This window comes from Marinobacter salicampi, from assembly GCF_011074795.1.
In the GTDB taxonomy this organism is placed as follows: Bacteria; Pseudomonadota; Gammaproteobacteria; order Pseudomonadales; family Oleiphilaceae; genus Marinobacter; species Marinobacter salicampi.
Genome location: NZ_JAAMPF010000009.1, coordinates 89168 through 112785, shown reverse-complemented (window position 1 = coordinate 112785; position 23618 = coordinate 89168). Strand labels below are relative to the sequence as shown.

General features: G+C 55.6%; 25 protein-coding genes and 1 pseudogene. 8 read left to right on the top strand and 18 right to left on the bottom strand.

All coding sequences use genetic code 11. The features are described 5' to 3' along the window. Window positions 1-50 precede the first annotated feature (50 nt). The 16 genes from G7W63_RS04205 to G7W63_RS04130 form a co-directional block, all read right to left on the bottom strand. A complete protein-coding gene (locus G7W63_RS04205) occupies window positions 51-800 on the bottom strand; it encodes a TadE/TadG family type IV pilus assembly protein (protein ID WP_166253597.1) in 750 nt (249 codons plus the stop codon). 65 nt (window positions 801-865) lie between these two features. Continuing rightward, the gene (locus G7W63_RS04200) at window positions 866-1306 is read right to left on the bottom strand and encodes a tetratricopeptide repeat protein (protein ID WP_166253594.1); all 441 of its coding nucleotides are present in this window, start codon (window positions 1304-1306) and stop codon (window positions 866-868) included. 101 nt (window positions 1307-1407) lie between these two features. Further along, a complete protein-coding gene (locus tag G7W63_RS04195) occupies window positions 1408-1881 on the bottom strand; it encodes a DUF192 domain-containing protein (RefSeq protein ID WP_207308879.1) in 474 nt (157 codons plus the stop codon). Window positions 1882-1934: 53 nt separating this feature from the next. After that, window positions 1935-2804 (bottom strand): type II secretion system F family protein, encoded by an 870-nt coding sequence (locus tag G7W63_RS04190; RefSeq protein ID WP_207308878.1) that lies wholly within the window; start codon window positions 2802-2804, stop codon window positions 1935-1937. 11 nt (window positions 2805-2815) lie between these two features. After that, complete coding sequence (locus tag G7W63_RS04185; protein ID WP_166253588.1) at window positions 2816-3670, bottom strand: type II secretion system F family protein; 855 nt, start codon at window positions 3668-3670, stop codon at window positions 2816-2818. Beyond that, window positions 3663-5393, bottom strand: coding sequence for a TadA family conjugal transfer-associated ATPase (locus tag G7W63_RS04180; RefSeq protein ID WP_166253585.1), 1731 nt, complete (start codon window positions 5391-5393; stop codon window positions 3663-3665). Before G7W63_RS04180 ends, G7W63_RS04185 begins: the two co-directional genes overlap by 8 nt. A 3-nt stretch (window positions 5394-5396) precedes the next feature. Next, the gene (locus G7W63_RS04175) at window positions 5397-6716 is read right to left on the bottom strand and encodes a type II and III secretion system protein family protein (RefSeq protein WP_166253582.1); all 1320 of its coding nucleotides are present in this window, start codon (window positions 6714-6716) and stop codon (window positions 5397-5399) included. A gap of 39 nt (window positions 6717-6755) precedes the next feature. Further along, window positions 6756-7673 carry a Flp pilus assembly protein CpaB gene (cpaB, locus tag G7W63_RS04170; protein ID WP_166253579.1) on the bottom strand — a complete coding sequence of 306 codons (918 nt, stop codon included), beginning with the start codon at window positions 7671-7673 and terminating at the stop codon, window positions 6756-6758. 93 nt (window positions 7674-7766) lie between these two features. Continuing rightward, entirely contained in the window at window positions 7767-7964 is a 198-nt protein-coding gene (locus tag G7W63_RS04165) for a hypothetical protein (protein ID WP_166253576.1), read from the bottom strand. Window positions 7965-7985: 21 nt separating this feature from the next. Further along, entirely contained in the window at window positions 7986-8693 is a 708-nt protein-coding gene (locus tag G7W63_RS04160; RefSeq protein WP_166253573.1) for a hypothetical protein, read from the bottom strand. Between the two features lie 41 nt (window positions 8694-8734). Beyond that, window positions 8735-9562, bottom strand: a complete 828-nt coding sequence (locus tag G7W63_RS04155; protein WP_166253570.1) for a TadE/TadG family type IV pilus assembly protein — start codon at window positions 9560-9562, stop codon at window positions 8735-8737. A gap of 120 nt (window positions 9563-9682) precedes the next feature. Then, complete coding sequence (locus tag G7W63_RS04150; protein ID WP_166253567.1) at window positions 9683-11167, bottom strand: TadE/TadG family type IV pilus assembly protein; 1485 nt, start codon at window positions 11165-11167, stop codon at window positions 9683-9685. Window positions 11168-11238: 71 nt separating this feature from the next. Continuing rightward, a complete protein-coding gene (locus G7W63_RS04145) occupies window positions 11239-11718 on the bottom strand; it encodes a hypothetical protein (RefSeq protein ID WP_166253564.1) in 480 nt (159 codons plus the stop codon). A 95-nt stretch (window positions 11719-11813) separates the two neighbouring features. Further along, window positions 11814-12080: a Flp family type IVb pilin gene (locus G7W63_RS04140; protein WP_166253561.1), complete on the bottom strand. Its 267-nt coding sequence runs from the start codon at window positions 12078-12080 to the stop codon at window positions 11814-11816. A gap of 486 nt (window positions 12081-12566) precedes the next feature. Beyond that, window positions 12567-12785, bottom strand: a complete 219-nt coding sequence (locus tag G7W63_RS04135) for a hypothetical protein (protein WP_166253558.1) — start codon at window positions 12783-12785, stop codon at window positions 12567-12569. A gap of 103 nt (window positions 12786-12888) precedes the next feature. Then, the gene (locus G7W63_RS04130; protein ID WP_166253555.1) at window positions 12889-13320 is read right to left on the bottom strand and encodes a DUF3010 family protein; all 432 of its coding nucleotides are present in this window, start codon (window positions 13318-13320) and stop codon (window positions 12889-12891) included. A gap of 103 nt (window positions 13321-13423) precedes the next feature. On the opposite strand from G7W63_RS04130, the gene G7W63_RS04125 reads away from it, so the two are divergent. Then, window positions 13424-13990: a nucleoside 2-deoxyribosyltransferase gene (locus tag G7W63_RS04125; protein WP_166253552.1), complete on the top strand. Its 567-nt coding sequence runs from the start codon at window positions 13424-13426 to the stop codon at window positions 13988-13990. 202 nt (window positions 13991-14192) lie between these two features. Then, window positions 14193-15959, top strand: coding sequence for an extracellular catalytic domain type 1 short-chain-length polyhydroxyalkanoate depolymerase (locus tag G7W63_RS04120; RefSeq protein ID WP_166253549.1), 1767 nt, complete (start codon window positions 14193-14195; stop codon window positions 15957-15959). Window positions 15960-16338: 379 nt separating this feature from the next. On the opposite strand, the gene G7W63_RS04115 is transcribed toward G7W63_RS04120, so the two are convergent. Next, a complete protein-coding gene (locus G7W63_RS04115) occupies window positions 16339-17154 on the bottom strand; it encodes an enoyl-CoA hydratase (protein ID WP_166253546.1) in 816 nt (271 codons plus the stop codon). Window positions 17155-17311: 157 nt separating this feature from the next. Here G7W63_RS04115 and G7W63_RS04110 point away from each other — a divergent pair, with 157 nt between their 5' ends. After that, entirely contained in the window at window positions 17312-17755 is a 444-nt protein-coding gene (locus G7W63_RS04110) for a YtoQ family protein (RefSeq protein ID WP_166253543.1), read from the top strand. A 104-nt stretch (window positions 17756-17859) separates the two neighbouring features. Here the strand turns inward: G7W63_RS04110 and G7W63_RS04105 are convergent, their stop codons facing one another. Then, window positions 17860-18021, bottom strand: coding sequence for a CCGSCS motif protein (locus tag G7W63_RS04105; protein WP_166253541.1), 162 nt, complete (start codon window positions 18019-18021; stop codon window positions 17860-17862). A gap of 221 nt (window positions 18022-18242) precedes the next feature. Between G7W63_RS04105 and G7W63_RS04100 the strand changes: the two genes are divergently transcribed. The 5 genes and pseudogenes from G7W63_RS04100 (at window position 18243) to G7W63_RS04080 (ending at window position 23576) form a co-directional block, all read left to right on the top strand. Further along, entirely contained in the window at window positions 18243-18683 is a 441-nt protein-coding gene (locus G7W63_RS04100) for a universal stress protein (protein WP_166253538.1), read from the top strand. Window positions 18684-19303: 620 nt separating this feature from the next. After that, window positions 19304-20281, top strand: a complete 978-nt coding sequence (locus G7W63_RS04095) for an apolipoprotein A1/A4/E family protein (protein ID WP_166253535.1) — start codon at window positions 19304-19306, stop codon at window positions 20279-20281. Between the two features lie 68 nt (window positions 20282-20349). Continuing rightward, entirely contained in the window at window positions 20350-21981 is a 1632-nt protein-coding gene (locus G7W63_RS04090) for a BCCT family transporter (protein WP_166253533.1), read from the top strand. Between the two features lie 23 nt (window positions 21982-22004). Next, a pseudogene (locus G7W63_RS04085) lies at window positions 22005-22497 on the top strand (NAD-dependent malic enzyme); the annotation flags it as partial. A gap of 122 nt (window positions 22498-22619) precedes the next feature. Continuing rightward, the gene (locus tag G7W63_RS04080) at window positions 22620-23576 is read left to right on the top strand and encodes a TAXI family TRAP transporter solute-binding subunit (protein WP_166253530.1); all 957 of its coding nucleotides are present in this window, start codon (window positions 22620-22622) and stop codon (window positions 23574-23576) included. The last annotated feature ends 42 nt before the right edge of the window (window positions 23577-23618 follow it).

Here is a 23618-nt window from a genome sequence, read left to right as displayed (position 1 = left end):
TGCTAATTCCTTGGCGTTCAGTCCAATAAATCGGGGCCGGGGCACGGCGTTTATTTCAGGTTATTGCAGCGGGTATCGCTACACCGGACAGGGGATTGCATACGCACAATGCTGTGGCCGCTCACCGGTATACGGTGCTTGCCATCGACAAGGGAGAGAGCCTCGCAGTTAGCCCAATGGGGATGCGAGGCCGACCCGAGAGTGCGCATGGTTTTGCGGATCAGCACGTTGACCATGGGAACTTCCAGTTCATAGCACCAGTGTCCCCTGATCTTCAGCAGGTTGGCATCCTGCAGGTTGATGGCGACGTTATTACCGCTGACTTTGACGGTTCTGGTGGCACTGCTGCGCACGTTCAGGTTGTCGTTGGGGATCTGGAGCGTTTGTCTTTCCCGGGTTTTCCCCCTGCTTTTTTCAAGGCTGTACTGTTTTACCGCGAAGGTCCGAAAAATCTCCGGCGTAGGTGAGATCACCTGAATGGCGCCCTTTCCGATTATCGCAGCCGCCACCTGTTCCACCTGGCTTCGGGTCAGTTTGGCCAGGTTCGGAGCTTTTTTGACATACAGCGGGGCCATGGCCTTGGCGAGCGTGTTACGCATGACTGACTTGTCGGCGTGATTGATCGAGCCCTCCCGCGCCGCGAGAAAGGTGGCGTTATTGACCGTTGCCCGGGCCTTGAAGAGCAGACCCAGCTGTATTGAGCCCAGGGTCAGCATCACCAGCACTGGCCAGAGCCAGATGTGTTCAACAAGGCTGAAGCCTCCCTGGCGCTTCCGTAAAGCTCCCTTTTTACTTTGCATTTGTCGCTTCCTTGCGTCGCTTCTGGTCGGCCTTCGCGCCCTGACTGATCCATTAGGTAGGCCGTTTACTGGGCAGCACTGACCAGGTTGAGCCTGGTACGGTCAAGCAGTGCCCGCTCGGGCCTTTCGTCCGGAAAATACCCGCTGGCCTGGTCCAGAATGTCGATACCCTGCTTTACCCGCGTCAGCGCCAGGTTGTTCCAGCCCCTTATGTCGTTGGGCTGGATTCGTGTGCACTCCCCGAACATCAGGATGGCCGCCTCATACTGACCGGTCCGGACATAGATATTGCCCAGTCGCAGCCAGGGGTCGTAAAACGTCGGCTTGGCCTGGATAACTTTCCGGTAGCCTGCCTCAGCCCGGCTCAACAGTCCCTGGCGATAGTCAGCTTCCGCGGTGTCGTAAATATCCAGTATGGGTTTTTCCGCGGGTCCTGTGGCGCATCCCTGTAAGACCAGCGCCAACACAATGACGAGCCAGATGTGAAAATCCCGTATTCCGGTCATGGGGTACTGCTCCTGATGGGGTTCATGTTCACTGATTCCGTTCTTTCACTTGCTGCTTTCCCGCTTTCGTTCGAGGCTGAACACCGTTCGGCCGGCTGATTTCAAACGATGTTCTCTTCTGTTTCCAGTATCTCAGTCCGCAAATATTCCTTATCCGTCAGTGAACCCGCTGGTCCTCCATTCCCTAACCGTCCCAGGCTCTGCCCGATCGATGCTTCCCGAAGGCACTGGCCAACCTGCAGTCCGTGCCGACGGGCCGCTCCGGATCGCAGTTCCAGAGTGGCGTGGGCGGGGCTGCACTTGAGCACCCGGCCCTTTTGAACATGGGGTTCAATGGCCAGAATCCGCGCCTGCTCATCAAGAAAGACCACATCAATCGCGTAGGGCATGCCGAAGGTATGTATCGAGCGGCAGGGTGACAGCAGGAGGCCCTCGTTCTGACACAGCGCTCTCTTGCCCAGCAGGCCCCGAAAACGACGGGGCCAGGTTCGGGCCAGATAGGTTTCGATTACAGCGTTCTGGCCGGCCAGTAATCGGATTGAGGGATAACGGGCAAACACATTCCTTTGCTTCACCGGTCTATGCTCCACGTTTGGTGTCATCGCACGTTTGATCTCATGGATGGTGCTCAAAGCTCGTACATGAACTTCATGGCGATCGGAAAACCGAGCACCAGAAAGGTCATCGGAAAAATGAAAACCACCAGCGGAAAAATGAGTTTCACCGGCGCTTCCATGGCCAGCTTTTCCGCCCTCTGAAAGCGCTCTGTCCGCCTTTGGTCTGCCTGGACCTTCAAGGTATCCCCGATACTGGCCCCGGTTTTGTCGGATTGTGCGACGGCAGTGACGAACGTATTCACTTCCCGAATGTCCAGCCTTTCAGCCATGGCCTTCAGGGCATCAATCCTGGACATGCCAGCGCGGACGTCCCGTACCACCTTATTAAGCTCGCCTCTCAGGGGACCCTCCGGGCCTTTTTCCACGGCTTGCTGAAGTGCCCCGGACAAGTTCATCCCGGCCTGCACCGCCATGGTCAGGAAGTCCAGATAAGTGGGCAGCGCCCTGAGGATCTCTTTCTCGCGCTTCTTCCGCAGATCCCGCAGGGAAAGCGACGGCAGCACCCAACCGACGACCCCCGCCAGGCCCAGATACAGCGGATCCAATGCTTCCAATGTCGACAGGATGAGTCCGGCTATGGCGGTGGCGGCCGCGGCGCCCAGACATTTGAGGCCAACGAACTCGTCAGCACTCATCAGATAGGCAACACCGGAGCGCCGGATGGTATTTTGATAGCGCTCGAGCCAATCGGTCGGCAGGCGTTCGCCTACATAGAAGGCGAACAGACGCACAAGAGGCCAGGCCAGACGCAGCATAGGTGGCAGCGGGTCCATGTAACTGCGGTCGTCTTCTGGCACGGCCTCTTTGATATTTCGAATGGCCAGAAACATCAGCAGGCAGGACACTGAAACTGTTAGCACCAGCAGAATCTTTATCGACATGAGTGGTTTCCCTAGACGTCGATCGACACGATTTTTTTAATGAAGTGGTAGCCCAGCAATTCGAACACCACGACGATGGCGCAGGTTGCCCAGCCGAGCGGCTCGGTGAACAGGCGTGCCATGGCCTCGGGCTCAATGTGGTAAATGGCGAGCGCCAGGAATATCGGCAGCGCCGCCATCACCATGCCCTGATACTTACCCTGAGCCGTCAGTGCTTTTATCTTGCCTTCCATTTCGACCTTCCTCCGGATGGTCTCACCCAGCCGCGCCAGGGTTTCCGAAAGCTCGCCCCCGACCTCCCGGGAGATCTTGATACCCGAGGCCACCAGCTGCAGCTCTGCCAGGGGCATACGTTGACAGAGGGCAGCCAATGCGGTGTTGTAATCCACGCCCATACGGAGCTCACGCTGTAGCAGGCCAAATTCCTGTGCGATGGGGCCCGAGACTTCGTTGACCAGGTGCTCAAGGGCAATATTGAAGCTGGCACCGGAGCGCATCATGCTGGCGAGAGCGCTGAGCGCATCCGGCAGGTCCTGCAGGAAGCGGTTCTCGCGACGCTTTTTAATGAACCCATAGGCAAACCGCGGCAGGAAAGCCACCAGGAAAGCCGCCATCAGCGCCACGGGCCAGGCGCCGCTTAGAAGCCAGGTAATAAGGAAGCCGCCAATCAGGAAGACGATGTTGGCGATGTATAGCTTCTCAGGCTCGATAAAGATAAAGGCGTCGGCGAGATTGGCCCGGGCGGTTTCCTTGAAGGTCTCGTGATGGCGAGCGATGCCGCTGGTAACGCTGTGGAAAGCCCACCAGGCAAGCAGAAACGCAAGACCTGCTACGCCGCTTACCGCGAGCAATGCACCATTACCCATGGTCCTGTTCCTTGCGGAAAATGCTCAGGTCGACTCTTGCTCCGCGCCGGGACATCGCCTCATAAAATTCCGGAATGATCCCGGTCGCTTCAAACTGGCCCTTGACCTTACCTCGCTCGTCGAAACCCTCCTGACGGAAACGGAAGATCTCCGCCAGCTGGACGGTATTGCCGTCGACCCCGGTTACCTCGGCAATGGAGGTCACCCGGCGGCTGCCACAGGAAAACCGGGTCTGTTGTACGATCAGGTTCACCGCCGAGGAGATTTGCTCACGCACGGCCGATAGCGGCATCTCGATCCCGCTCATCAGCACCAGCACTTCAAGGCGGGATATACAATCCCGCGGAGAGTTGGCGTGAATGGTTGTGAGTGAACCATCGTGACCGGTGTTCATGGCCTGTAGCATGTCGAGGGCTTCCCCCCCGCGGCACTCGCCAACAACGATACGGTCCGGACGCATACGCAGGCAGTTTCGGACAAGGTCCCGGATCGAAACCGAGCCCTTGCCTTCCTGGTTGGGTGGCCGAGCCTCCAGTGCCACCAGATTGGGCTGCGTCAGTTTGAGTTCCGCGGCATCTTCGACAGTGATGATGCGTTCATCGTCAGGAATAAAATTGGAAAGCATGTTCAGCAAAGTGGTCTTCCCCGAACCCGTACCCCCCGAAATCACCACGTTACGTTTGCAGGTGACGGCCGTTTCGATGAATTTCACCATGGCAGGACTAATGGATCCGAAATTAATCAGATGCTGGGCCGTCAGCCTGTCCTTCATGAACTTCCGGATTGTGATGCAGGGACCTTTCAGGGACAGCGGCGGAATGACCGCGTTTACCCGAGAGCCATCAGCAAGGCGTGCATCAACCATCGGTGAGCTTTCGTCGATCCGGCGCCCCAGCGGTGCAACGATTCGCTCGATTGCGCTGAGAACGGCCCGGTCATCGGTAAAGGTGACCGCGGATTTCTGCAGGCGGCCGTTCTGCTCGAAGAACAGCTCCTTCGCCGAATTGACCATGATCTCGCTGACATCATCCTGCATCAGGAGCTGTTCCAGTGGCCCTAGCCCCACCGCCTCGGCCAGGGTCTGTCGGGCGAGTTCCTCCCGATCAACCTCCGCTGGCAGAGCAAGACCCGAGATAATTTCATCGATGGCCTCCCGGGAAATACTCCGAAGCTCGGTGTCCGAAAGCTCATTAACGTTGAGCCTCCGCAAATCCATGAGTTTGACCAGCTGTTCGCGAACCACAGCACGCCAGGGTGCATACAGGGCATCGACGGGTCCGCTGGTAGTGGAGCCGTCTGCATAGTCGACAGCCGGCCCAACAGATTGTGTCAGGATCGGAGCCAATGCCTCGCCACCAGCTTCACGAGGTGATTCGGCGGCCTCTGTGGCTGCTTTTGGTGATATGGCCATGAGCGGATCCGCCAGGGCCTCGGCTTGCCGGATCCGGATGTGATAGTCGCCGATGGCAACCAGATCCTGGTCCCCGAGGGGCCCGTACTCGCCGACCTTTTTGTCATTGACCGTCAGGCCGGTCCGGGTCTTGTTGTCGCTGATGAACACGCCCTCAGGCTTTGAGGTCAGCCAGGCATGGACTCCGGCCACTTTCCAGCCCTGCAGTACCACCAGGTTGTCCTTGTCCCGCCCTATCCGGCATTGCTCATCCGAGCAGTGGATGCGCTGAATTCCTCGCCCCTTGCGGGTGCTCACATTGATCTCAAACATGACTCACTCCAGAAAGGCCTGATTGAGGCGATCTTCGACCAGGGGACGTACCTCGTCACGGGCCGCTTCCAGCATGCGTTTGTTGCGCTCGCTCTCCGGTGTCATCAGCTGCGGGGTCACAAAGACGGCGATCTCGGTCTGCTCGTCCACCTTTTCTGTCGACCGGAAGAGCGCACCGAGAAACGGAATGTCACCAAGGAAGGGCACCTTGGTGACCTGATTGCTTAAAGAGGTCGATGCAAGGCCTGAGATCACAATGGTTTCTCCGTCCACGACATTGATCACGCTCTCGGCAGCTCTGGTCCGGAGTCCCGGTGTGTCCCCTATCTGGTTGGCGCGATCAATGCTGCTCACCTCGGTGCCTAGGCGAACCAGAATATTGCCGTCTTCGTCGGCCAGCGGCTCGATATCAAGCTTGATGCCGAAGTCCCGGAACTGGATGATCGGCCGGCCGAGCTCGTCAACGGTCTGGTACGGGATTTCGCCGCCGGAATGGAAAGCTGCAACCTCACCGCTACGGGTAACCAGCTTTGGGGCTGCAAGAATTTTCGCAAAGCCGGTTTCTGCCATGAGATCAATCTGCGAGCCAAGGCCGCTGGTCAGCCCCAGGTAACTGAAAAAGTTCTGGTCGGCGCCGATGACCGCGTCGCCAATTTCACCAGCCAGCCCGTTTGCGGTGTCGGTGACAACAAAAAACTGCGAATTGGTCACCACCGGCGCATGGAAGCCAATCGTTGGGCCCGCTGCAACCGTGCCCCAGCGAATACCGAGCTGCTGCGCCGCACGACTACTAACCTCAACAATACGCACGTCCATCAGAACCATTCGATCCATACTGAAATCCTGGGTGCGGGTCAGATTGACGGCCCCCGGCAGAGCATTCATCAGCATCTCGAGACGACCGAGGTCGCTCTGTGCAACCCGGCCGTCCAGTACCATCAGGCCGTCCACCTCACGCACGGTTACACCGTCGATGCTACTGGCAATTTCGCGGGCTGAATGCAGCTTCCGTGACAGGTTTGCCTCGCTGACCGTGACCACCAGCCGGCTTTGGCGGTCACCAGCCGCCCAGATTTCGAGAGAGGTTTCGCCCGGACCGGTCGCAGTCAGTACCAGCTGGCCGTTGTCGAGAGGCCGATAATTGACCACATTGGGGTTGCCGACGGCCACGCGCTTGACGTCTGGCATGTCCAGCACCCGGGTTTCGCCCATGTGCATGCGCAGATAACGGGTCTTGGCATCCAGGCCAGCAGAGAAAAAGACAGTGCATAACAGCATCAGCATCAGCGCCTGGCCGCGCAGCACAAACATTCGATCAGTCATGGTTAACTTCCTTGTTACAACTCAGCTGCTGCAGAGGGACTACAGGTCGCTGGCCAGAAACCGCTGGGGCAATCTCCGTTCACCCGCAGCATTCCCGATGGCTCCGCCTCGCAGACCATCGGCATTTTTTCGCTCAACCTGCAGCATGCCGTTATCGGCCACCCCACCGGCCATGCTTTCAATGGAACTACCCGGGCCCGAATTCAAGCGGTCATGACCAGGGTAAGCGGCAAACCCATCATCCCCGGTATTACGCAGGAGCACATGGAGCTGGCCTTTCTCCCGGGCCATGAGAACGTCCGTTACCTGGTAGACAGGCACACCGATGGTAACCGTGCCGTAGAAGGGTGAGTCCGGATACACCCCGGCGGCTTTCGCAAATTCGGCATCAGACTGGGTCAGGTTTCCGGTTGCCAAAACCGTCACATTTTCCATGAGCTTGTGCAGGTGGGGCCCGGACTGGGCAGAGCCCTCTTCTTCGGCCTCAGGCATCAGCAGCAGGTCGATGCGGTCCCCCGCCTGAAGCATGCCAGCGGTTGCGTTGAGCTCATCCACCTCGAGAGTGATCGCCCGCTCGCCCACAGGCAGCAGGTCGGCAAAGCTGTTTACATGGGAAAGCCCGCTTATATAGGAGCGCAACAAGGGTCGCCCCTCGTCAAGCCCGACAACCAAAGCGCGGCCGGCAACCTCCTGAAACTGGGCCGGAGTAATGGCGTCCTGAGGCAGATACATGGCCGGGATGTCGGCAATGGCCATGTTCTCAAGCGAAATAGTGGTGCCAATCTCCGCCGGCATGGCGGCTACCACGACCTCGACACTTGGGCCACCGAGGCTTTCAGCCGCATTGCGCAGCTCGGCTTCTCGCTGTTCTAGATACTGCAGAGCACCCCAGCCGGCGAGGCCGGCGAAGGCAACGGCGGCCATCAGCAAACCGCCGGTTTTGATTGACTGTCCCATACTACGTCCATCCGTTGGATTTCATCAGCTTCCGTGTCCTGAATCACTTTCAAGAAATTGATTCAGACCGCCCTTATACATCCTTGTGTACTTCTAAAAAGGGTATGACATGCTCCAGATATAACCGTGGTGATTATCCTTGAAGGCATTGATCAGCAGGGTCACGGCCGACTCTCCACCCAGCCCGGGCACGGGCAGGAACAGGGCCGCCACCATCGCCGATGTACCGATCAGGTATTCCGTGGTCGAGGCACCGCGCTCGCGGTTGCTGATCAGTCTATTGCCATCCATGCGCTTCACTCCGGTTAATCTCTAGCGGGTCTGCACTGCAACCATGTGAGTGTCGCCTGCCTGGCGAACAAACGTCATGTTGAGTTCACTGCTGCCACGGCCCATCATCAGCACCGCCTCGTTCGGGCCGGAGGTCTGGTCTGTCAGCAGCTCCCAGCCTTTGCCCTCGAACTGGCGCAGGTAAAAACGGTAGTTCTGGGCAACGGAGAACTTATTACGGAACTGCAGCGTTCGCCCACTCTTGCCCGGGTCCTCACTGAATACATCAAGGCCAAACTCGGTACCGCCAAGGCTGGGAAAGCCCTTCCCAAGCTCATGGTCCAGCTTAGCCACAGGAAGGGTGGACAGTGAGAGCAACGCCACGGTAGAGCCCATGGTGTACTCACCCGCCTGTACCGCAAACAGGTAGGGCTCCTCGATCCGGCTGATCAGTTGCCATCCGCCCATCTCGATCTCCGAGTACCCGGGCGCGCCGTCGATTGTCGGTTTACGCCAGGTCTGACGGTAGAAATCCAACACGGCCTCTGGCTTCTCCCGACTGGTCAGCTCAAACATCTGCATGGGTACGCCGTTAACCTTCATCTGGTCACCCACGACCGATATCCTGGCACCATCAGGAACCGGAAATTCAGGCCACTGCTCCGCATGCGCCAATGCCGTTCCGATGAAGAAGATGAGAGAAGCCCAGAACCGGGCCCGAAGATTGTTGCTACACGCTGTCTTATGCATCCTTGCATCCACGTTCAATGTTATCCGTTAGCTTTCGAGACTCAGCACTTCGGTCGCTTCGTGAGGTTGGTCAGGCGCTGGCAGGGCACCCGGTCCACATCAATCTTGCCCAGGTCCAGCTGCTTGAACTCCTTGAACCCAAGCTTGGACATGGCTGACAGGCCCTTCTTGACCGTAGAATTGGCCAACAGGGAGGTTGCCACCATCCGTTTGATTCTTCGCTTGGCCTCTTGGGGAGAGCCGGCGTTCCAGCTTTCGGTCATGATGGTATTGTGGCTACCGACCGATAACCGGGGCTGACCGAAGTCCAGCGCCGGGATCCACTCGTGTTCCCAACTGAAGGTGGATGTCTGCAGTCCCTTGTCGCTCACCGACAAGCCACGTGCTGCAAGGCTGCCGAAGGCCTTAGCCGCCTTACCTGCAAGCGCTTTATCGTCCTTGAAGGCCAGATCCATGAACTTGCCTTTGTCTTCCCTGAAAATTGCGCGGCGCTTTCCTGTTGGCGAGTCAGCGACATAGAGAAGAGGAGCGAACTTGCGGTCTGCAGGCTTCACATCCAGGCGATCCGCCTTACTGTCCAGCGGGGCAGCCGGTTCACCAACGACCCTCGCCAAGGTCTCATTCAACACATGGCTATTGGCCTTATGGTTGACCCTCGGGTCAGCCGCACTCCAGACGGTCCTCTCCCAGGCCGCATAGCGGGCCGCTTCATGCATCTGATGGCGGCTGTCACCAAGTTTGGCCAAAAAAGCCATGCCCAGGCTCATGGGTACCAGCACAAACGCTGCCACGACCGCGAATTCCGCCATCGCCTGGCCGCGCTGACGCTTATACCTACACACACGCTGGCCCCAACTGGTCTGTCTCATACTCTTCTCTGCATCTTTCATGCACGCTTCCCTGCTTCCCCCGGCAAATCTACCGGTAACTTCCTCCAGCGCCGTTCCATCGACGCCCTTCCATAACTCGCACCCGGCCCCTCGGCCGGGCTACAGGAGCGTCGCGGCCAGACGCAGAATCTTGCCCTTATCTCTGACCGGCTCAAGCTTAGGCTGCCAGAAGGGGTTGTAGAGATTGCCGTACTCCCGGAACCGATCTTTTCGCTTGAACACACTCACATCATCCGGTCGGGAGAAATAAGGCACTGCTCGGCCAATACTGGCGAGACGCCCGTTCAACATGCCGCCTTTCTCTTCCAGGTTCAGTCGGCTCGAGTTTTCACCAACACTGGTGTGCTTGAGCGTGTTGATCTTGCCTTTTTTGTGGGGTTTGGCGAGGAGCAACGTGACGCCCGGCGCCTCAGTGAGAAGGCCGTCTTGCCGAATATCATAAAAAGGCTGCAAACCGCTGAAGGTTCCTACCTGTCTCGCGGCCCCAAACTCACCAACGGCAAATTTGGACGCGATTCGGTTTGTCTTCCAGGTTGAACCGAAGTTACTGCCCTGAAAGCTCGCGAAGTTGAGGCGTTTTCCTGTCTGAGCCGCGCCCCAACCCACCGGGAAGAGCTCCTTGAATTTGTATTTAAGTTTGAGCTTCCAGCCACTCCTTTTAAGCTTCCCTTTTCCCCGATGAACGGACAGGGTATCCATGGCTGCCCATGTATAATAATTCGGATCACCACTGTATTTTGGCGCCAGCAACTCAGTGCCTCCGGCCTTATCTATTCTGAATTTGGACCCGAACTTGCCAGGTAGTGGTAACCACATCTCGCCCCAGTAGGTGTAGGAACGATTGGTGGAGAAGCCGTCACGGGAGTTAAGAATTACTTCTCGGAATTCATCCATACGTTGTTTATGGATGCCGTAACTTTTAAAAGCAGATCTCTTCTTATCGACCTTTCGAGGCTTGTATTGACGTGTAAACATTCCGTGGCTGTCACGAAGAGACTTAAGAAATACTGCATCTTTAAAACCCAAGGAAAGGTCGACATCCTTGTCGTTCATTTTGACAACGTTTTTATACGTATCGTTAATAAGTGCTAGGGTTCCAGCATGAAATACCGATTGGGAAGCACTTAACATCTGTTCCAGACCATTTAACCCAGTGGTCAACAAGGAAATAATGCGTTCAAGAGCTTGCATTAAGCTTTTAATTCCAGAGCCTACCGATGCGAAGATCGCTCCTGCATAGGGAATCCACGAAAGCGCCCTTGTGATGTTTTCAGAGTAACGCTGTGTGAAACGGGCCCAGGAGACAAGACTAACCGTCTGAGCAATGGCAACCTGATTCGCGACCATAGCCCTATTAGTATAAGCCTTGAAATTCAGATCCTTGGCCTCAACTGCCGCAACGCTAAAGGTCACTGCATCTACGGTATTCTGTAGACGCGTTTTTTCATTAGCGACCTGTCCGGAATTAAAGATATAGCCTGATGCCAAAATCATTACTATCAATATGGCAAGGCTGTATACAGCGACATGTCCTCGTTGATCTCCCGCATTACATATAAGCCACTGGTTCCGCGGTGATTCCATTTCCTACATTCCTTGTAGATCGCCCTGACCTAACCAATAAATCGGCTGAGCTTCGCTCTTATAGGTGGTAATTATTCGTCAATAGGACAGGCAAAATTACCCTTAGGGTGAAAGTCTATGCCTACGAGAGTGTCTCCGTTTTTTGATGAATAAATCGGGTCCGGGCTTAGACTTACGATGCCTCCGATGTGATTGATCTCGTCCGTAGAATAAAGACAAGACTCCTCGTCTCTTGACCGAACGGTATAGCCGTCAGCAGCTTTAAATTTACTTTCATAAAAATCGCAGACTGCGTTGACAGGTGCGGGCGTTCTTAATGCAACGGAACAGATTTCAGGACTAAGGGGAACGACAAACATTACCTTGGCACCTGGATAAGCAGGGAAACCCACTTCGCTCTCATCCGGCATCGCCATCCCAGGCTGGACCTCATTCATAGGTATTCCTTCAGTATCAGCCCACCCCATTAGCCCCCACTCACCATAAGGCGCCGCTAAACTCAATTGGCCCCAGGACATCAACAAAGCAAAAAGTCCGAGTTTTCTGTTCATTGGCGTAAAGCCTCCGGAGTAGGTGTCTTAGCAATGATCAAACAGAGCCCTGAGGGAAAACGGGACGGGCCCTGGGTCCCGCCCCGACTCAGAACCTAGTTCTGGTTATCTTTGTAATAGTTCGAAAGGTCTTTCTTGGTAAGTGCCTTGGACTGGGCGTCGGCCGCCGACTTGATGGCATTGTCCGACGCGGTTTTGCCACTTTTACCGGACATTTCCTGCGCCAGGCCGGCCATTTGCTGGCGTACTGTATCGCCGAAGAGGCGGTAAACACCGATGGCAGCAACGGCAATGAGAGCAACGATGATGATGTACTCGGTCATTCCCTGACCGCGTATGCGCTTTTTCTGAATTCCTTTCATGGCAACACTCCTTGTTTTAATCGGGCTCCCGCGCCCTTATCGATAGCACGGTGCGGCAGGGTCCCCCGCTGTCACCGCTTTTCAGGCTGCCTGATTAGAGCAGCGTGTTCTTGAGAAACCGGACGCAGCAAATGTACGTCCGTATAAAAACCGGCTAAGCAGATTCAACTGACGGGAAGTGTCGTAAAGTAACTCTGGGGACACATCCTTGTTTGCACTATCTCGCTCGTAGAAATTGCGACCACGTCAAATGACTGGCGAATCCGAGCTGATACTGAGCTTCCGATGCTTAGTTGGCGGCATTTTATTCGTTTATTACGAGCCCGCAAGGTTAAAAATACGGTTGGCGAGGTTTTAAGAAGAGACTCACGAGGATTCGGGCAATATCGCACAAACCAGCCGATATTGGCGGAGACAGGGGCTTAAGACTGGTGCAGAGAGGGCTGCTCCAGAGCAATAGCACTACAGGCGGTCTTTATAGAGCGCCTAGTCTTTACTCTCCGGCTTCCCTTTCTCCTGCCCACCGGATGGCTCCGGAACTGACTGGCAAAACGTGCAGTCTTCGGTATCCACGGTCGCGCCGCCAGCTTCCACATAACGAACTTTATGGCTGGCCCTGCCCCTGTTTGCGGAGACAGCGAATTTGCGGTCCCGACGCTCAGGCGCAGAATCGTGGGTTTGATCAGTCTTTTCTGAAGCAGCCATAAAAACATCCTCCGGTTATCAATAAACGGTTAATGAGGATTACTGTTCGCTAAACCAAGTACGGACAAATACAGGGGAGCCTTGGCTGTATCAAATCGGGGCTTTATTTAGCCATGTGCCCCACATAGGCGGCAATAAACGCAATTTCCTGAAAGGCCTTCAGCCCGGTCGCGGCAAAAGGAATCGGCAGAGGATCGGCAGCCAGCGTGGACTTGATCAGCGCCGGCGGCAGCACCCTTACCTCCAGTTCAATACCATCAATCAGTTGAATGGCTGCCTCCATCTTGAAGCTGATGGCGCCGCCGGCAAACTTGCCTTTTGGCATCCGCTCCTTGATCGCAACACTGGTTACCCCGTACTCGACCATCAGTTCAGCAAAGGCCGACTGGAACTGTTTCAGGTCCTCCCGGGTATGGTTCTTGTTCAGGGTCAGCTTGCGGACCTTGCATTCGGGCAGGTTGAACTGGCCACGATCCAGGTTCAGCAAACACACCACCGCATCACTGCCGGTCAATTCAACTCCGCAAATAATCATGGATTTTCTCTCTTCAAACTCGTGCGCTCAAGAAACATGGCTCGCGCGGGCCAGACGTTTTAGCATGCTGTCTGCATGGGTTATATAGTGAGAAGGAAAATTAATGACACAACAAAAGCGCATTTACCTCGCCGGTCCCGAAGTTTTCTTTCCTGCACAGAACCACCAGGCCATTGTAAGCGAGAAAAAACGCATACTCAGCGAACATGGCTTTGAAGGAGTGGACCCGCTGGATACCGATCTGGTGTTTGCTGAAAACGAGCTGAAGCCAGACCGCGGCTTCCGGATCTACCGGGCAAACCGGGACCTGATGGACAGCTGCGATGCCATAATCGCGAACCTGACGCCTTTCCGGGGCATTAGCGCAGATCCCGGCACCGTTTTCGAAGTGGGTTATATGATCGGTCGGGGCAAACCGGCTTTCGGCTTCACTATGGACAGCCGACCCTACCGTGAGCGCGCCGGATCATCACATCAGGACAAACTTGGCCACACCATTGAAGACTTTGAACTCTGCGACAATCTGATGATTGAGTGCGGCATGGTTGAATCCGGTGGTGGGCTTGTTGTGGCGGAATATTCTGGCGATCACAGCCACTTTTCTCGGGATGCGTTCAGGAAGTGTGTGGCGGCATTAGAGCGAGTCATGAGCAAATATCCGCCCATATAAAACGAACTTTTCCGCCGCCTTCCCGACATTGGCCTGCTTCCCGGATTTGTCCTGCTTCCCGGACGACTGTCCAGAAACCCAGACGCCTCTCTTGGTGAAGCACTGACTCTACTTTATAAAAATCAATTACTTAACAACTTGGCACGTTACCTGCTCATTTAGGTTTGCCGGAAAACAAATCCAATAAAAGGAACCTGCAAAAATGAGCTTTTCGTCCATTCCAACGCAAGGGCAATTCGCGCTGATCACGCTTGCCCTGTCAGCTCTTCTGATGATCTCATCAGCACCGGTGACTGCCGGTCAAACATACTCCTACACCCTTCCTCAACAGGACTACAACCAATCCCGTGCCCGAAATTACAAGGTCTATGTGCCGGACAATCTCACCCGTCCAGCGCCGATGGTAATGGCTCTGCATGGGTGCAAACTGACCAACGACGACGTTCTGAACGACTGGGGCCTCACTGCCGCAGCCGACAACTACGGATTCATTCTGGTGGCACCGTTTATCACCAGTTACGACGGGCTGAGGAACGAGAACTGCTGGGGTTTCTGGTTTGATCACCATCGCCATGAAGGGGCAGGCGAAGTGGAGGACTTGCACCAGATAGCACAGGCCGTAGAAGGCAATTTCAGCATCGACTCTAACCGCCGGTTTATCACCGGTTTATCTTCCGGGGGCGCTATGGCCACCGTGGCGGCAGTCGCACACAATGAATACTGGGCAGCCGCAGCACCTGCAGCGGGACTGCCCTATAGTGAAGATGCGGCATCAGTCTCATTGTCCGGTCAATGCCCTGGGAGCGCCACTTTTCACAGCGTTGCGCAGGTAGCATCAGACATGCAAAACGAGCTGGATGACACCTATCCCATCCCCATCATGATCCTGCAGAACAAGAACGACTGCACTGTAATCAAAACTGCCGCTGACAATACCCGCGATGCTCACCTGATGGTTTTCAACGATCCGGCCTTTGACACTCCTGCCGAAGCCAAGGCCTCCGCTACCGCCTGTGCACCCTTCTACCAGAACAATTACAGCTGCCAGCACACCCGCTATACCGAGGACGGAACCCTGGGCGGCCGGTCCCTGGTGGAAACGGTTTACCTCGACGGCCCCCTAGCCACCCCCAACACCCAGGACACCAACCATGGTCACTACTGGGTGGGCGGCGAAGAGGGTAACAACGGCAAATGGTCGGTCAAAACGGGCCCAAGCTACCCTGACATCATTTGGGATTTCTTCAGTCGCAACAGCCGCGATGGTGCGGAACCACAGGGCTTTCCGGTGATCACACTGATCGGCGATAACCCTATGACCATTAACATCCACACCACTTTCACAGACCCGGGGGCTACAGCTGAGGACGCCGAGGACGGCTCCCTTACCGTAAACGCCAATTGCAGCGAGGTGGATACTTCAGCCACTGGTTCTTACTCCTGCACTTACCTCGCCACCGATAGCGACACGAATACCACGACAAAGGATCGGACAGTGGAAGTGGTCGACCCCAATGCCCCTATCGAAACCTGTGAGCAGGCAACGGCTTCTCCGAGTGGCCACATCTCGGCAGACCGCGCCTATGCTGGTGGCTCATACACTTTGAGGGCGCTGACCTCTGGCGATGAGATTGATATTGGCGGCTCCTTCGACACCTGGAGCAGTGTCACGCTGCATGAAGGCGAGCCTGGGCTGTGGTATGCCAGCGAGCCTGCTGCTTGCAGTGCCTCCGGCGGTGGCGACAATGGCGACGGTGATGGCGACGGTGATGGGGACGGCGGTAGCGGTGATTTCACCTGCCAGAACTGGAACGACACCAACCTCAACCACGACATTTCTGGGCGGGCCTACTACGCGCTCGGTTATTACACCACTGGAGGCGACAACACTCTGGGCGCGCTTTCAGGAACCTATACCTGGGTAAAGGAAACCTCAGAAGGCTTCTACGAAGCCGGGTCATGTAACTGACGTTCCCTGTAAGCTGACTGGACTCCTCGCTGGCTGTGACCGGCGAGGAGTCCAGTGCATTTGAGTGATGGTCTGGACAGCTCTCTGGGCCTAATGACTAACGACATGTCACCTCAGGCTCAGGTCTATCCAAAAAAGCACAATTACCTGCCCTGACATTCGCGACTGCAAGACTATTAGTCATGCCTCGGACATGTGAATGCCCGGATCAGTTCATCCGCTCTCTGCTGCTTTTCAAAACGGCCGGCGATAATAGTGGCCATAAGCAGTCCTCGCGTCGATTTGCTGAAAATTCAATCATCAACATATCTAACGACCAAATTCGTCCAATGGATTGTTTCCAGCTTTCACGGAGCGATACCAGAACATCGTTGAACAACTACCTGTCCCGCCACTCAGGCTCACGCTTATCCAGAAACGCACAGATACCCTCCTGTGCATCGTCGGTTCCCAAATTGGTTGCCATGACCTTGGAGGTGTACTCGTAAGCTTCGGCCAGATCCATTTCCAATTGCCGGTAGAAGGCCTCTTTGCCGATTCTGAGCGTATGGCTGGACTTGGCGGCTATGGTGGCAGCCATTTTGTGTATGGTCTGGTCGAGGTCTTCCTCGGCAACCACCCGGTTGACCAGCCCGATCTGTTCCGCACGCCGGGCGCTGATCATTTCGCCGGTTAACAGCATTTCCATGGCGTGCTTGCGGGACACATTGCGGGATAGGGCCACCATCGGGGTCGAGCAGAATAACCCTATGTTGACACCGGGTGTCGCAAACCTGGCAGCCTCTGAGGCAACCGCCAGATCACAGCTCGCGATCAGCTGGCAGCCTGCCGCCGTGGCCACACCGGAAGCCCTGGCAATGACCGGTTGCGGTAGCTGCACGATCTGCTGCATGACTTTACTGCAGAGCTCAAAGAGCTTCTGAAGCGCTGCTTTCTGGTCAAACTGGCTCTGTATTTCCTTCAGGTCGTGGCCGGCACAAAACACCTTGCCTGTGGCGCCAAGAATGATCACACGCGTCACGCCGTCGTTGGCGACCGTCTCCAGAACCTCAGACAAAGCCTCCAGCATGGCCATGGACAGGCTGTTGCGGCGTTCCGGTTCATTGAGTGTCAGGGTGGTGATACCGTCTTCAGTACTCTGATGAATCGAGGGGGCAGATGAAAGGCCCGATGGGTTGTTTATGGGGTTGACCATGTTTGCCTCCGGTTGCGGATCCTTTTGTTCTTTTTACCCCCTACCCGGACTGGATGCCAGACATTAAGTCCGGCTCACGTATAATGCTGTCTTCATTTTCCCGGGCCGCTTACTGGCCTTTGCGATGACAATTCTGTTTCAGACCAAGGAGACCGACATGATCTGGACCATCTATCTATCCGGTGAAATCCATACTGACTGGCGTGAACAGATTCAGGCTGGGGCAGAAGCCGCCGGTTTGCCGGTGGAGTTTACGGCACCGATTACCAATCACGAGGCCAGCGATGCCGCCGGCGACGTTCTGGGCAAACCTGACCTGCCTTTCTGGCGTGATCACCAGTCCTCCAAGGTGAACAGCATCCGCACCAAGACCATGCTTGAACAGTGTGACCTGGCGGTCATTCGCTTCGGGGACAAGTACAAACAGTGGAATGCGGCCTTCGATGCCGGCTATTGTGCGGCGATGGGTACGCCCTACATAACCCTGCATAACGAGGATATTGTGCACCCGCTCAAGGAAGTGGATGCGGCCGCCATGGCGTGGGCACAGACGCCGGAGCAGGTGGTGGAGGTATTGAAATACGTTACAACTGCGATGTAGCCGTTATTCCGAAGGTATATGTCTCCCTGAAATTTTAAACCCCGGACCAGTACTCCGGGGTTTAAGATTCGAGACCCGACCAGTTGGGCAGATGGCTGCCAGGATTACGAGCAACCGCCACAGCAGACGTCTTCTCCATGTTTACCCTTTTTTTGAGCCTCTTCCTGCCTCGCCTCTACGCTCTCTTTTGAATCAACAGCTTGCGCTGCGCTGGATTCAGCTTCTGCTTCTTCTTTTCTGAATATGTTTACGAATGAAAGTGGCATTGAAGTTCCTCATAGTTTTAACATGCATGCTAAATATATGTTATTGCCAGTATCTGGTCAACCTGAAAGATATTTTCCTGGCTGGCCGGCAAGCTCCACTTTTTCAGTCTCTTGTTTCTGTATAAGAAAGGGAAACTGTGTCGGTATGACCTGAGTCAACCATACAGGTCCCGTATCGGTGTTAGGTTGGTCCTATACCCAAAAAGGAAGGGAGAAGGATCATGGCCAACGCTACTTCATCCATCGTGGTCGCCTGCGATGGTTCAGACCAGTCATTACATGCGGCAAAAATGGCAGCCGAGCTTGCGAAAGCCACCGGTAACCCACTCAAGCTCCTGACCGTATTTCCGCACACGAAAGTGGAGAGACTGGTTATCAGTGGGGTCTGGCCCGCCGACATTGAGGAGGAACAAAAGGTCTATGGGCGCAGAATATTCGATGCCGCGAGAGAAACGGTCAGCGGGATAGCCGACCCTACTGAAGAGGTCCTGCTCCAGGGTGACCCCGCCCATGAGATTATCGAATATCTTGAAGCCCACCCAGGAACCCATATGGTTATGGGAAGGCGAGGCCATTCGGGGGTACGCAGACTGACTCTGGGCAGTATCAGCGAAAAGGTGATTCGGCACGCCAACGGGCCGGTTACGGTTGTAAGCGAGTAACGGTAGGCGGCCAAAGTTGCCTCGTTATCGGTAACTAACCGACTCTGACCATGGTCGCGGCCCTCTGGCTGGATCCTAATGGTCCTATAACTGCAAAAAGCTGCAAGCCTGGGTCGGGAAAGATCTGTTTAAAAAAAGGCCCGACTGAAGCTGGACCGGAGACCTAAGCCCCGATCCCTACATTCAAATCCGTGTGCTTAGGTGAATCCGCTTGAAGTCCGGACAGTTGGGTGCCTATACTTTTTGCACGCCAATCGTTGTAGCACACTGGTGGCGAAACCAGAACGGGCAAGGAGCGCTCATGACCAACATTGGCCACCCCGTAGTCAAGCACCTTGATGACGCCTGCGAGCGCATAGAATGCGGCAGCAGGCATTCCGCCATCTTAGGCGCAGCGTATCATTCCCCGCCAACGCACTCGGCTTTTTCGGCAGGCAAGACACAGCCTGATCATGATTGGCTTGGAATCCGACATTCACTTATTGCCCAAACCGCTCACGGACAGAATTGACGCTCCGCGCTAGCGCTTTAGATTCCTGATATTTAAGCAGTTATCCATGGATTGATGTTGTCCGAATAGCGCATCACATTTTCCTGATCCACTGCAAATGAGGTTTCACATGACAGACACTACCCTTCACGCCGAACCATATAACGCGAACCGGCCCACGTTGACCGCGATTATTTCCGGCACGATCGTGGCACTGGGTCTAATGGTGTTGTTCACCCTTCTCGGTCTTGCTATCGGCGTCGCAAGCCTTGAGGCGATCGGAGAAGGCCTTGGGTTCGGCGCAGCTATCTACCTCATCATCACGCAAATCATTTCCCTTGCTGCCGGAGGGTATACCGCAGCGAGGTTTATGTTCCCGGCCGATACCAACGCTGCCATGCTTGCGGGTGCGGCGGTCTGGGCTCTGACCACTCTCATCGTGGCGTTCGGAGGCTTGAGCGCCGGGACGTCGGCGATCAGTTCGTCCACAGCGCTTGTTGCCCAAACTGCAAAAACCACCGGTACCGCGGTTCAGGCGATCATACCCGATGACATTGCGCTGCCGGACCTATCTGAGATCGCCGACACGATCTCAATGGAGAATCTGCCACCTGAGCTCCAGCAAGTACTCGAAAACGCAGGCGTGACACCCTCCCGATTGCGCTCCGAGGCCCGTGAGGCTTTCCGGGAGGTGATTAGTGAGCAGGAGATGAAGCGCGCACGATCTCTCCTCACCTCAACGCTGTCGGACATCGCCGCGAAACCTGCCTCTTTCGAGGAAGAGGTGAACCGCCTGCTGGACCAGCTGATTGAAGGAGAGAATGCGGTCATCAACAAGGAGGATATCGACGAGGCCAGAAATGCCCTGCAGACGCGACTAGGCATCAACGATACCCAGACCCAGGCGATCATTGACGAAGTGAAGAACGCATTCGATTCTGCGGTAGAGACCCTTCGCCAGACGATTTCCGATTTGCAGGAGCGTCTGACCGACACAGTGGATGATATCCAGAGTGCCGTTTCGTCGGCCGCGTGGTGGCTTTTCATAGCCTCGCTTCTGGGCCTTGGAGCCGCAGCAGCTGCAGGCCGCGCTGGTCGTCCGGATTAGTGTACTGACGGCCACCTGTTTCACCACACGGGCAGGTGGCCAGCGAGATCGAAGCACGAGGCTCACCCATGGCATTCAATCAGGCCAATTCTGGCATCCTGAAAGGAATGAACGCCAGAGTAACAATAGCGGCTATGGTTTTAATCATGACCGTTCTGGCCCTGGGAAGCCTGTTCACAAAAGATGTGTCCCAAGTACTTGGCAGCGCTCGAACTTTTCTCAATCCGTTTCTGGAATGGTACTACGTCTTCGTTGTCGCGTTTTTGTTGATGTTCATGATCTGGCTGGGTACCGGCCGATATAAAAACGTGAGGTTGGGCAGGGACGACGAGCAGCCGGAGTTTGCATTTTTTTCGTGGGTTGCGATGTTGTTCGCCGCCGGGACTGGAGTAGGCATCCTGTTCTGGGCGGTGGCCCAGCCAATTCTTCAGTTTGAGCACAACCCATTTGAAGCGGGCCTGACCCCGCAAGCCGCCAGAGTAGCCATGAGCCTCACGTATTTCCATTGGGGGCTGAATGGTTGGGCGGTTTTCTCCTTTGTTGCTGTGGTACTCGCCTTCTTTGCGTACCGCAGGAATCAACCGCTGACCATCCGATCAGGACTCAACCCCGTTTTAGGGACTCGCACACGCTGGTGGTTGGGCGATGTGGTGGACGTGTTGGCTACCTTTGCGACGGTTTTTGGCATTGCCACGACTTTGGGTCTTGGGGTGCGCCAAATGAATTCCGGCCTGGAAGAGGTGCTCGGCCTCCAACAGACCCTGCCAATACAAGTTGCAGTAGCCGTCGCCATCATGGGGGTCGCAACTGTTTCTGTCGTTTCTGGACTGCAGCGGGGAGTGCGAGCTCTTTCACAGCTGAATTTCTGGCTGAGCATTGTGATCCTCCTTTTTATCCTGATTTTCGGCCCGACCCAGTACCTGTTTGCGATCACTCTCGAGTCTGCCGGCTATTACATGCAAAACCTGGTGCAAATGACGTTTCATACCAATGCCACCCGGGACGACGGCTGGCAATCGGAGTGGACAGTATTTTTCTGGGGCTGGTGGCTGGCTTGGGCACCGTTTGTCGGAATGTTCATCGCCAGGGTTTCCCGTGGTCGTACGTTTCGGGAATTTGTCATGGGCGTATTGCTGGTGCCAACAGGCATTACGATCATCTGGATCGGTTTGTTCGGCGGTACCGCACTGTATCAGGAGCTATTCGGAGATGGCGGCATTATCGCTGCCGTATCCGAGGACGAAGCGCGGGCGTTGTTTGTGACCATCGAATCGATGGGGTTGGGTCCGATTGGTCAGGTGGTCACTATGGGACTGGTAATTCTGATCGCGACCTATCTCGTGACCTCAGCAAATGCTGGAACTCTCGTAATCAACACCATTCTCTCGGGTGGCGACCCGAACCCGCCAACCGTACATCGCATAATATGGGGGCTCATTCTGACGCTGATGACCGTGGTCCTGCTCGTTGCCGGTGGTCTCGAAACCTTGCAGGCCGCTGTAATTATGGCCGCGTTGCCGTTCTCCGTCATAATACTGATTATGGCTTTCGGGCTGACCCGTGCACTGCAGTATGAAGATTATGCAGCCCGGGCCGGAGACAGAACAGAATCTCCACGCGAACCGTGGGCCGACCTGGATGACGCCGGGCGCGAGGCAACTGAAGTATCTGAGGATCAAAAACATAAAGAAAAAACCTGACCTTCTCCGGATACGAGGTAATCATGAACTACAGGGAGAAACGCCCCCTATACATCCCCTACGCCGGCCCAACCCTGCTGGAGATGCCGCTACTCAATAAGGGCAGTGCCTTTTCCCAGCAGGAGCGCGTGGACTTCAACCTTATCGGACTGCTGCCCCAGAACGTGGAAAGCATCGAGGAGCAGGCGGAGCGGGCGTATAAGCAGTACCAGTTATGCCGGACCGACCTGGATCGACACATCACACTGCGGGCGATTCAGGACGACAACGAAACCCTGTTCTACTACCTCCTAGAAGATCATCTGGAGGAAATGCTTCCGATCATCTACACCCCCACCGTGGGCGATGCCTGTGAAGAGTTCTCCAATATCTACCGCAACCATCGCGGCCTGTTTGTGTCCTGGCCTGACCGGGAGCACATGGATTACCTGCTGCGCAGCGCCACCAAGGAAAGAGTCAAAGTCATCGTGGTCACTGACGGCGAGCATTCTGGGTTTAGGCGACCATGAAACCGGGCTCTATTGGCCATTGGTCTAGCACGGAATCAGGCTCAATTTCTTGCAACTTCGAAGGTTCTCGCTGATATTCAATAGGCAACCAAAATACAAAAATAAATATGTGTCACAAGGATGATCAACATGGTGCTCCGTAAAGCAAGAACCGCAGTACTGACAGCCGCCTTTACCCTACTGGCCTTGCCAGCAACCTCAGCCAATGCAGAGTTCATCAATATCCTGACCGGTGGAACGTCTGGTGTTTACTACCCGATCGGCGTGGCGCTATCCAAAGTCTATGGCGACAATATTCCCGATGCCCGCACACAGGTGCAGGCTACCAAGGCGTCGGTGGAAAACCTGAACCTGCTGCAGCAGGGCCGGGGCGAGCTGGGCATAGCGCTGGGTGACTCGGTGAAACTAGCCTGGGAAGGCAACGAAGAGGCAGGCTTCAAACAACCACTGGATAAACTGCGTGGTATTGCCGCCATTTACCCCAACTACGTGCAGATAGTTGCCTCAGAGGAATCCGGCATCACCACCCTTGAACAGCTCAAAGGCAAAGGTCTGTCAGTGGGTGCGCCAAAATCCGGAACCGAACTGAACGCCCGGGCCATTCTGGATGCCGCCGGCATGAGCTATGACGATCTGGGCAAGACAGAGTACCTGCCCTACGCCGAGTCCGTCGAACTGATGAAGAACCGCCAGCTGGACGCCACTCTGCAGTCAGCCGGCCTGGGCGTGGCGTCCCTCAAAGACCTGTCCACAGCCATGGATATCAACGTGGTGGCCGTGCCTGAAGAAATCGTTGCCAAGCTGGGGGCTCCCTACGTTGCCGGTACCATTCCGGCGGGCACCTACGACGGGCAGGACGAAGACGTGCCCACCGCTGCCGTGGTGAATTTTCTGGTTACCCATTCAGATGTCTCCGATGAAACGGCCTACCAGATGACCAAGCTGCTCTGGGAAAACCTGTCGGCCCTTCGCTCAGCCCATAAAGCCGCAGAAGCCATCAAGCTTGAGAACGCACTACAGGGCATGCCTGTACCACTGCATCCGGGCGCAGAGAAGTTCTACCAGGAAAAAGGGCTGCTCGATTAACATTTGAATGGTCTACCAGGCCGCACCCTGTCGGGGTGCGGC